The following is a 9,656-nucleotide window of genomic DNA, read 5'->3' on the forward strand; positions in this document are numbered from 1 at the left end:
CCGTCGGCCGCGCCCCACTGACCGCACGTCCCGACCCCGCCGAAGGGCCCACCGGCCCACCGGCACCCCGAGCGCGCCGCCGTGCGTGCGCGCCACCACAGACTCCCGGCCGACCGGCCGGGCGATCCACCCCGAAGTGAAGGAGACCATCATGGCGATCCTCGACCTGCAGGCCATGGAGCTGCCCGAGACCGAGGCGGCCCCGATCGACGACACCCTCGACCACACCAGCTCGCTGAGCGTCCTGAACTGCGGCACCAGCACGGTCAGCACGCTTCTCTGTCTCTGATCCGTCCGGCCGTCCGCCGGGCGGCCCGTGCGGTTCGAGCGGTCAGGCCGGGCGGGTGGTCCACCGACCACCCGCCCGGCCCCGCGGGCCCCGGCGTTCCGACGCCGCGGCCCTCTCGCTTCCCCTCCTCCCGCCTCCTCCCGCCTCCACCTGACGACCCACCGATCCGTTCAGCAGAGAGGTGCCCCGTGGCCGCCCAGCCCGCCGACACCGTCGCCGCCGCTCCCGCGCCGCCGCAGGTCCGGCTGCGCCGCGAACTCGCCGTCCAGCCGGTCCGCCTGGCCGCCGCCCTGCTCCTCGCGGTGGTGGCCACCCTGGCCGCCCTCGCGCTCCCGCTGCTGGTCCGCCGGATCGTCGGGGACTTCTCCGCCCACCGCTCCCTCGCTCCCGGACTGCTGCTGATGGCCGCCGCCGCCCTCGTCGGCGCCGCGGCCCAGGCCCTCTCCGGCTTCCAGCTCGCCCGGGTCGGCGAAGGCATGACCTACCGACTGCGCACCACGGTGATGGCCCACGCCCTGCGCCTGCCGCTGCCGGTGGTGCGGGCCCGGGGGACGGGCGCCCAACTGTTGGGCCAGGTGGTGGAGGTGGCGCTGCAACTCCCGCTGGCCGCCCTCGGGGTGCTGGCGACCCTGGCGGTGATGGTGTGGATCGACTGGGTGCTCACCGCCGTCACCGTCGCCGCCCTGGCCGCGCTGACCGCGCTGGTCCTGCTGATCACCCGCCGGATGCGGGCCAATGTCACCGGTCGGCAGGACGCGGTGGGCCGGATCTCCCAGCGCTTCACCGCCAACCTGGAGGCCCTCACCACCATCAAGGCCTGCCGGGCCGAACCCCTGGCCGACCGGGTGCTGGAGCAGGACGCCGAGCAACTGCGCGTGGTGTCGCTGACCGGGGCCCGGCTGGGCGCCCTGGTTCCCGCGGCGCTCACCCTCGGCAACCAGTTCGCCATGATCGCGGTGATCCTCACCGGCGGCGCGCGCATGGCGGCGGGCCACCTGCAAGTGGCGGAGTTCGCCGCCTTCCTGCTCTACCTGCTCCAGACCGTCCCCTCCGTGAACACCCTCGCCACCGGCTTCGGCCGGCTCCAGGCCGGGCTCGCCGCCCGGGACCGCTGCAACGAACTGCTCGCACTGCCCCAGGAGGCGGACCCGGAGGACGAGGTCCGCCCCACCCCCGTCCCGGTGCCCGACGCCCCGGCCGTGGTCTTCCGCGGCGTCTCCTACACTCACGCCGGCACCGGGCGGCCCGCCCTGGACTCCGCCTCCTTCAGCATCCCGCGCACCGGCCTGACCGCCGTGGTCGGCCCCTCCGGCGCGGGCAAGAGCACCGCGCTCTCCCTCGTCGGCCGCTTCCTCCGGCCCGGCGCCGGGTCGGTCAGCATCCTCGGCCACGACATCCGGACCTGGCCCCTGGCCTCGCTGCGGGCCCGGATGGCCTACGTCGACCAGGAGTTCACCCTGCTGGAGGCCAGCGCCCGGGACAACCTCCAACTCGGCCGCACCGGCACCGCCGGCGACGGCGAACTCGCCCGGGCCCTGACCACCGTCGGCCTCGCCCACGACGTCGACCGCCTCCCGCACGGCCTGGACACCGTCCTGGGCCGCGAGTTCGACCTGTCCGGCGGCCAGCGCCAGCGGATGGCCCTGGCCCGCGCCCTCCTCACCGGCGCCGACATCGTCCTCCTCGACGAGCCCACCAGCCAGCTCGACGGCCTCAACGAGCTGCGCTTCCGCGAGATCGTCGACCAACTGGCCCGCCGCAGCGCCGTCGTGGTCGTCGCCCACCGGCTCTCCACGGTCCAGCACGCCGATCACGTGATCATGATGAACCGGGGCACCGTGGTCGACGCCGCCGACCACCCCACCCTCCTCGCCCGCTGCGCCCCCTACCGCGAACTCGTCGCCGCCCAGACCGGCCAGGTGGCGGTCCCCTACGAGTAGCCCGAGGGGTTCCGCCCACGAGCCGTCACACGGTTGCCGGAATTTCCGCCTTCTGTCATGATCACGATCCGTGATGAACCGTCGTACTCTGATCACCGCGCTCGCCGCGGCCCCTGCCCTCGCCGCCGTCGGCGGCACCCTGGGAGCCGCCCCGGCCCACGCCGCGGACACCTACGCCTCCAACACGGCCCTCTACTCGGACCCGGCGCTGGCCGAGGGAGTGGACTTCGGTCGCCGCTCGCGCCGGCACTTGGTCGACGACCAGAACCCGGCGGCGCGCGCCGGAATCGTCCGCACCACCGTCGTCGCCCCGCACGGCGGCGGCATCGAGGGCGGCACCTCCGAGCTGTGTCTGGCCGTCGCCGGCTACCACCCGGCCGACCTCGCCCCCACCCCGGCGGCCGGACCGGTGCACGACTTCTGGATGTTCGAGGGCCTGCGCTCCTCCGGGAACAGCGTCCTGCACGTCACCTCGACCCACTGCGACGACACCGTCGCCCGCGCGATGTGCGCCGGCAGCCTCAATGTGCTCTCGCTGCACGGCTGCACCGCCGCCCAGGCCGGTCTGGAGGCCGGCGCTGCGGCCGTGCTGGTCGGCGGCCTGAACCCCACCTTCCGCCAGTACCTGATGGAGCAGTTCGCGGCGGCGGGCATCCGCGCGGTGACGGCCTCGGGGGAGGAGGAGATCGCCGGAATCTCCCCGGAGAACATCTGCAACCGCAGCCTGCTCGGCATGGGCGCCCAGCTGGAGACCACCACCGAGCTGCGCGCCGCGATGTTCGCCCCGGGTCGGAACACCAGGACCGAGCGCGCCGCCAACACCCTGCCGCTGTTCTGGGCCTTCACCAACGCCGTCCGGACCGCGATCCAGCGCCTGGAGGCCACCCAGCCCGTGCTCTGACCCGGCCGCCTCCCGTTCCCCTCGGCCAATGTCGGGGGTTCATTGCATGAACATCAGCTGACGTGACTTATGTGGGCGAAGGTGGGCTGTCTAGGCTGCGGCCGTCCGGTGTGATCATTTCAGTCCGAGAGACTCGCCATGCTGATCGTTTCCCTGCTGTTCCTGGCCATCGGTGTCAGCCTGCTCGTGCTCCGCTGGCGCAAGGTCGGGTCCTGGCCGGTCACCCTGGGCGGCCTCCTCACCGGTGCCCTCGGGCTGCTGCTGGGGCTCACCACCTTTGTGCACGTGGTCGATCCGACCGAGGTCGGGGTGCCGACCAGCCTCGGCAAGGTCGGCGCGGCCTGGCAGCCGGGGCTGCACTTCAAGTCGCCGCTGACCGACGTGACCACCTTCTCGACCCGGCCCGTCGACCTCGATCTGACCGGTGACTCGACCGTCGAGGTCCGGTCCTCCGAGGGCGGGGTGCTGTACGCCGATCTGACGGTCAAGTGGTCGATCGACCCGCAGCACACCGTCGAGCTGTACAAGCTGGCCGGCAGTGCCGAGGCCGTCCAGCAGCGGCAGGTCTACCCGGACAGCCGGGAGATCGTGCGCAATGTCTTCGCCCGCCACACCAGCGTCGAGGGCTACAGCTCGCAGCGGGAGGCGATCAGCGCGGAGATCGACAAGCTGATCACCGCCCGGCTGGCCCCGCGCGGCATCCTCGTCAACGGGGTCAACCTGCGCAACGTCCGGCCGAGCGACGGCCTGCAGAAGGCCATCGACCAGAAGATCCAGCAGGACCAGGCCACCGCCCAGGCGGAAGCGTCCGTGCGCACGGCCAAGGCCGAGGCGGAGAAGCGCAAGATCGAGGCCGACAGCACCGCCGCCGCCAACGCCGCGATCGCCGGCTCGTTGACCGACAAGATCCTGCTGAGCCAGTGCATCGAGGCGTTCAAGGCCGCTGCCGAGAAGAACCCCGTCTACGCCAGCCCCTGCGGCTCGAACGGCACGCCGGTCATCGTCGACGGCACCAAGCGCTGAGGCCGGAGCCCGGTCCGCCCCTCCCCGACAGGCCTGCGGGGGAGGGGCAGTGACGGCCCGTCAGACGGTGACGGTGGCGACCGGGTCCAGGCCGTAGGTGCGGGCGTAACCGTTCTCGGTACCCACGAGCAGCTCGACGACCTCGAACCAGCGGTCCCAGAAGGGGGTTTCGCGCAGCGCGTCGACCAGCAGCCGGTAGGCGTCGTGGTCGTCCGCCTCCCAGACCCAGATGTCGGTCACCCGTGCCGAGTAGAACTCCGTGTCGTAGAAGCGGGAACGGACACCGCGGGCGCGGGCCTCGATCACCGGGAGGACCTGGGTGGTGAAGCCGTGCACCCGCTCGCCCACGCTCATCCCCAGCCACTCGGGCGTGGTCTTGACCAGCATGAACGCGGTGACGGGCGGTGCGGTCGCTTCAGCGGGCATCGGTGGCCTCCAGAGCCGTGTCAGTGGTGTCAGTAATGGCGGCGGTGCCGGCGGCGAGGACGGCGGGCTTCAGGGTCTCGGCGCACCACTGCGCGAACCCGGTGGCCGGGACCGCCGGCCGCGGCGGGCGCCCGACGCCCGCGTCCAGGCCCTGGTCCTTGGCGCGCTTCATCTCGACGACGCCCTCCGCGAAGGCCGGGTGCAGGCCGTACCCGAGCAGGGCGGACCGCAACTCGTCCAGCGACTGGCGCCGGTAGCGGACCGGGCGGCCGAGCTGCTCGGTCATGATCCGGGCCAGATCCTCGGGCGAGAGGTCCTCGGGGCCGAGCACCGGGACGCTGTCGACACCGGTCCAGGAGCGGTCCAGCAGCAGCCCGGCCGCCGTCGCGGCGATGTCGGCGACGGCCACCAGCGGGGCGCGGCGGTCCGCGGCGACGGTGTCGGTGAAGACGCCGTCGGCGCGGATCGAGTCGGCCTCCTCCAGCAGGTTCTCGAAGAAGGACGGGCAGGCCAGGGCGCGGTAGGCGACGCCGGAGCCGGCGATCAGGTCGTCCATGGCGAGGGAGGCGGTGACCAGCCCGGCCCGGGCCGCCTGCGCGGTGCCGCGGCCGAGCGCCGACACCCCGACGACCCGGCCGACGCCCTGGGCGGCGAACGCCCGGGCGGCGGGGCGGGTGAAGCCGCTCCACCCGTCCTCGGGCGCGGCCGAGGCGTCCGGCGGGACGAGCCAGAACACGGCGTCGGCGCCGGCGAACGCGCGCTCCACGGTCGCGGCGTCGCCGTGCGAGCCGGTGACCACCTCGACCCGGCCGCGGACGGCCTCGGACAGCCGGGCCGGATCGCGGACCACGACCCGCAGTTCCTCCCCGTGCACGGGCGCGGCCTCGACCAGGAGGGACAGCAGCCGACGGCCGATGTTCCCGGTGGGGGCGGTAATGACGATCATGAAAAACCTCGCGGTCTCGGTCGGATCAGGGGTGCCCCCTCATCGTGCGGACGGCGACCGCATTGCCACAATGGGAACTTCAGCATCCAATCCTTGCCCAGAACGGAACAATGCCGGTGAGCAGCCCGGATCCGAACCTCGACGCCAATCTCGCGATCGCCCTGGACGCCCTGCTGACCGAGCAGAGCGTCACCCGCGCCGCCGCGCGGCTGCACACCTCCCCCGCGGCGATGAGCCGCACCCTGGCCCGGCTGCGCCGGGTGCTCCAGGACCCGCTGCTGGTGCGGGCCGGCCAGGCGATGGTGCCCACGCCCCGCGCCGAGGAACTGCGGGACGAGGCCGCCGCGGTGGTGCGCCGGCTGGAGGCGCTGCTCACCCCGAGCGGGCAGGTCGATCCCGCCGCGCTGCGGCGCACCTTCACCGTCCAGGCCGCCGACCTGGTCGGCGCGGCCCTGGCGCCCGGCCTGCTGGCCCTGGCCCGCCGCCGGGCACCGGGCGTCTCGCTGCGGGTCCTGGCCGAGGACTCCGAGGCGGGACCCGCGCTGCGCGAGGGCCGGATCGATCTGGAGATCGGGTCGATCGACCACGTCGACCCGGAGACCCTGGTGGAGGAGCTGGCCACCCTTCGGATGGCGGCCGGGGTCAGGGCCGGCCACCCGCTCGCCGAGGGGCCGCTGACGCCGGCCCGGCTGGCGGCCGCCGAGCACGTGGTGGTCAGCCGCCGCGGCCGCTTCACCGGCCCGCTGGACGCGGCCCTCGCCGAACAGGGGCTCAGCCGCCGGGTGAGCGCCGTACTGCCCGGGCATCTGGCGGCGATGGCCCTGGCCGCCACCGGCGACGTGGTCTGCCTGGTGCCGGTCGCGCGGCCGGGCGAGCCGCCGTCACCGCTGTCCGGCGCGGCGCAGACGCTGGGCCTGCGGCTGCTGGAGATCCCGCTCGAACTGCCGCCGCTGACGATCGGCATGGCCTGGCACCCGCGCCATGCCGCCGACGGCGGCCACCAGTGGCTGCGCGCCGCCGTGCGGCGGGTGCTGCGCCCGGCTCCGGCGGGGTGAGCCCGGGCCTCGGCACGCGGAACCGCACGCGCGGCACCGCTGTGTTGCGGTGCCGCACGTAGGTCGGCCGGAGGCGCCGCCCCCTCAGTGCCCGCCGCCCGGGGCCCGGACGGTGAGGCTGCCGTAGGCCGACAGCGCCCCGGCCAGGTCGCCGGGCCGGTCGCGCAGGGTGGCGTCCAGGAAGGCGAGGGTGGCCCCGGCGACGACGCGCGGGCTCCGGGTGCGGCCCAGCGAGCCGACGATCGCGGGCACGGGCGGCAGGTACAGCGGGCCGTCCATGAAGCTGAGATGCGCAGCGCCGGGAACGGTGAGCCGATAGCTCGTCGCGGTGCCGGCCGCGAGCGCCTCGGTCAGCCGGGGGAGGTAGCGCGCGTCGGTCGCCCCGGTGAGGGCCTGGGTCAGCGCGAGCGCCGGCCGGTCGAGGGCGGGCGAGGCCGGGCCGTGCGGGAAGCCGTCCAGATCGACGACGGCGTGGAACCGGCGGTCCTGCCGGGCCGCCTGGAGCGCGGCGGCGCCCCCCATCGAGTGGCCCGTCACCGCGGCCCGGCCGGTGTCCAGACGACCGGTCAGCGGGTCGCCGCTCCCGGCCCGGTCCAGACCGTCCAGCTGGGTGAGGACGAAGCCGAGGTCGGCGGCCCGGACCGCCGTCCAGCCGGCCGCCAATTGCTCGTCCTGGTCCGCGTCGCCGGAGGAGGAGGTCGCGGTGGTGACCGTCCGGCCGTCGGCGAGGACCACGGCGGCGGAGTCGTACGGGTGGTCGAGCGCGGCCACCAGGTAGCCGTGGCTGGCGAGTTCCTCCGCCCAGGCGGTGTTCTGGGTGCGCACCCCGCCCGACCCGGGGGAGAACAGCACGACCGGGAACCGGCCGCCGCCCCCGGCCACCGGGGCGTCGAAGACCGAACGGCTGCGGGCGTGCGGGACACCGTCGACCAGGAAGCCCGGCAGGCCGACACCCCGGGCGAGGGCGGCGGAGACCGTGCGCGCCTCGTCCTCGGTGCGCCCGAGGTACTGGGCCCGCGGCGTACCGGCGGGGCTCTGCTGCGCGGGGTACCAGAGCTGGACCACGACCGTGCGCCGGTCGTCCGGATCGGGGGTGAAGGTCTCCGGCCGCTGCGGGTCGGTCCACTGCAGCACCCGGGTGCCGACCGCGAACTCGCCCGTGGGCTCGGGGAACACGGGGACGGGGAAGGCCCAGGCGGACACCGGTCCGGCGGCGATCAGCCCGGCGCAGGCCAGCGATCCCGGCAGCGCCAGCCACCAGCGGGCCCGCCACGCCGGCCGGCCGGTCCGGCGCCGCAGGAGGGGAGCGAGGGCGAACGGCAGCGCGAGGAGGGCGCCGGCCAGGACCGGCAGCAGCTGCCAGCGGAGCCCGGTCAGCGCCAGCACGAGCACGGACAGGAGGAGCACCGCCCCCGCCGCGACGGTGGTGCGCGGGCGGGCCGCGGGGGGCAGCCAGCGCGCCACCACCAGCGCGAGGGCACTCAGCAGGGCAAGGATTTCCAGGGGGGACAGGAACAGTCCCGTGATGATCTCGGTCACCCGGCCATCGTCGGCGCCGGGCACCCGCCGCCACATCGCTCCCGGGTCGCCGCCCGGTCCGACCGGGGGCGGGCGCCGAGACCCTCTCCACTGCGACCGGGGTGGCAGACGAACACGCCGGACCGGCCGCCGCGTTGCGACCCCGGTCGGTGTCCGTCTCCTCCTCCGGTCGTACGCCGGCCCGGCACCGTCCGACGGTGGACTCATGCGCCCGGCGGGCCGGTGGCCTACCGTGACAGGGCCGCGGGACGAGCCGGCCGGCGCGCCGGGTGCGGTTCCCGTACCGGAGGCGGGCCCGGCGGTCCCCGGTGGTGGCCCGCCCGGGCCGCCACGACACCGGATCGACAGGGACGTGTGATGACCGAGGCCGCCGCGGAACCCGGCAAGGCCCACCGGCCGAAGGGGCTCCGGCCGAGGGTGAGCCGGGCGGAGCGGGCGGTGGCGGCCGCCACCCGCCGGATCCGCCGCCTGCCGCCCCCGGTGTGGGACTCGCTGCTGCCCGCGCTGCTCCTCCTCAATGCCGCGACCACGCCCGCACCGCGCGAACCGGCGCTGACCGTGGCCCTCACCGCCGCCCTCGCGCTGCCCCTGCTGTGGCGCCGCCGGGCCCCGCTCGCGGTGTTCGGCGCCGTGGTGGCCGCGGCCTTCGCCCAGTGGCTGCTGGATGTCCAACTCCCGGCGGACATCGCCGTGCTGGTGGCCCTCTACACGGCGGCCGCGCACTCGGAGCGGCGCACCACGCTGGTCGCCGGTGCCGTCGTGGAGGCGGGGGTCCTGCTGGCCTGCCTGCGCTGGGCGCCGGACGGCGCGTTCCTCACCCCGTTCGTCGCGGTCACCGCGATGACCGTGGCCGCCGCCGTCCTCGGGATGAACGTGCGGACCACCCGCGCCTACCTCGCGGCCGTGGAGGAACGGGCCGCGCACCTGGAGCGGGAACAGCAGCAGCAGGCGCGACTGGCCGTCGCCGAGGAAAGGGCGCGGATCACCCGGGAGATGCACGACATCGTCACCCACAACCTGTCCGTCATGGTCGCGCTCGCCGACGCCGCCGGCTACGCGCGGCAGCGGTCGCCCGACCGGGCCGACGCCGCGATGCGGCAGATCTCCGAGACCGGCCGGCAGGCGCTGACCGACATGCGGCGCTCGCTGGGCGTCCTGCGGGCCGACGAACCGGACGCGGAGCGCCACCCGCTGCCCGGCATCGCCCAACTGGACGCCCTCGCCGAGCAGATGTCCGCCGCCGGCCTGCCGACCGCGCTGGAGGTCCACGGCCGCCACGGCCACCTGCCCGCCACCGCCCAGCTCACCGTCTACCGCCTGGTACAGGAAGCCTTGACCAACGCCCTCAAGCACACGCCCGCCGGCACCCGCGCGACGGTCCGGATCCGCTGCTCGGCCGGCACCATCACCGTGGACGTCACCGACACCGGCCCCTGCCCGCCGACCCCCGCCGCCGCGCCCTCCGGCCACGGCATCCCCGGCATGCGCGAGCGCTCGGCCGCCTACGGGGGGACCCTGCGCGCCGGACCGCTCCCGG

The 9,656-nt window shown here is 75.1% G+C and carries 9 protein-coding genes; 6 read left to right on the forward strand and 3 right to left on the reverse strand.

The window, feature by feature from the left end:
- The first annotated feature begins 151 nt into the window (after positions 1–151).
- The 4 genes from VR45_RS46280 (at position 152) to VR45_RS35480 (ending at position 4,153) form a co-directional block, all read left to right on the forward strand.
- Positions 152–289, forward strand: coding sequence for a SapB/AmfS family lanthipeptide (locus VR45_RS46280; protein WP_107084371.1), 138 nt, complete (start codon positions 152–154; stop codon positions 287–289).
- Positions 290–477: 188 nt separating this feature from the next.
- Positions 478–2,229: an ABC transporter ATP-binding protein gene (locus tag VR45_RS35470; protein ID WP_045944037.1), complete on the forward strand. Its 1,752-nt coding sequence runs from the start codon at positions 478–480 to the stop codon at positions 2,227–2,229.
- A 73-nt stretch (positions 2,230–2,302) separates the two neighbouring features.
- Positions 2,303–3,130 carry a poly-gamma-glutamate hydrolase family protein gene (locus VR45_RS35475; protein ID WP_078897221.1) on the forward strand — a complete coding sequence of 276 codons (828 nt, stop codon included), beginning with the start codon at positions 2,303–2,305 and terminating at the stop codon, positions 3,128–3,130.
- A gap of 138 nt (positions 3,131–3,268) precedes the next feature.
- The gene (locus tag VR45_RS35480) at positions 3,269–4,153 is read left to right on the forward strand and encodes a prohibitin family protein (protein ID WP_045944038.1); all 885 of its coding nucleotides are present in this window, start codon (positions 3,269–3,271) and stop codon (positions 4,151–4,153) included.
- A 60-nt stretch (positions 4,154–4,213) separates the two neighbouring features.
- Here the strand turns inward: VR45_RS35480 and VR45_RS35485 are convergent, their stop codons facing one another.
- Both VR45_RS35485 and VR45_RS35490 read right to left on the reverse strand, forming a co-directional pair.
- Positions 4,214–4,579, reverse strand: coding sequence for a darcynin family protein (locus VR45_RS35485; RefSeq protein ID WP_045944039.1), 366 nt, complete (start codon positions 4,577–4,579; stop codon positions 4,214–4,216).
- The gene (locus VR45_RS35490; RefSeq protein WP_078897223.1) at positions 4,569–5,525 is read right to left on the reverse strand and encodes an NAD(P)H-binding protein; all 957 of its coding nucleotides are present in this window, start codon (positions 5,523–5,525) and stop codon (positions 4,569–4,571) included. The genes VR45_RS35485 and VR45_RS35490 overlap by 11 nt, the downstream gene beginning before the upstream one ends.
- A gap of 110 nt (positions 5,526–5,635) precedes the next feature.
- On the opposite strand from VR45_RS35490, the gene VR45_RS35495 reads away from it, so the two are divergent.
- Entirely contained in the window at positions 5,636–6,580 is a 945-nt protein-coding gene (locus VR45_RS35495; protein ID WP_045944040.1) for a LysR family transcriptional regulator, read from the forward strand.
- A gap of 84 nt (positions 6,581–6,664) precedes the next feature.
- Here VR45_RS35495 and VR45_RS35500 read toward each other — a convergent pair whose 3' ends face one another.
- The gene (locus tag VR45_RS35500) at positions 6,665–8,155 is read right to left on the reverse strand and encodes an alpha/beta fold hydrolase (protein ID WP_045944041.1); all 1,491 of its coding nucleotides are present in this window, start codon (positions 8,153–8,155) and stop codon (positions 6,665–6,667) included.
- Between the two features lie 321 nt (positions 8,156–8,476).
- Between VR45_RS35500 and VR45_RS35505 the strand changes: the two genes are divergently transcribed.
- On the forward strand, positions 8,477–9,656 hold a 1,180-nt coding region (locus VR45_RS35505), incomplete at its 3' end, for a histidine kinase (RefSeq protein ID WP_078897225.1).

Origin of the sequence: Streptomyces sp. NRRL S-495 (genome assembly GCF_000966955.1) — a bacterium.
Classification (GTDB): Bacteria; Actinomycetota; Actinomycetes; order Streptomycetales; family Streptomycetaceae; genus Kitasatospora; species Kitasatospora purpeofusca.

What these genes read in the sequence shown, in the direction of transcription:
- VR45_RS35495 (WP_045944040.1), top strand. Translation starts at nt 5,636, where the DNA reads ATGCCGGTGAGCAGCCCGGATCCGAACCTCGACGCCAATCTCGCGATC.
- VR45_RS35500 (WP_045944041.1), bottom strand. Translation starts at nt 8,155, where the DNA reads ATGTGGCGGCGGGTGCCCGGCGCCGACGATGGCCGGGTGACCGAGATC.
- VR45_RS46280 (WP_107084371.1), top strand. Translation starts at nt 152, where the DNA reads ATGGCGATCCTCGACCTGCAGGCCATGGAGCTGCCCGAGACCGAGGCG.
- VR45_RS35480 (WP_045944038.1), top strand. Translation starts at nt 3,269, where the DNA reads ATGCTGATCGTTTCCCTGCTGTTCCTGGCCATCGGTGTCAGCCTGCTC.
- VR45_RS35490 (WP_078897223.1), bottom strand. Translation starts at nt 5,525, where the DNA reads ATGATCGTCATTACCGCCCCCACCGGGAACATCGGCCGTCGGCTGCTG.
- VR45_RS35485 (WP_045944039.1), bottom strand. Translation starts at nt 4,579, where the DNA reads ATGCCCGCTGAAGCGACCGCACCGCCCGTCACCGCGTTCATGCTGGTC.
- VR45_RS35475 (WP_078897221.1), top strand. Translation starts at nt 2,303, where the DNA reads ATGAACCGTCGTACTCTGATCACCGCGCTCGCCGCGGCCCCTGCCCTC.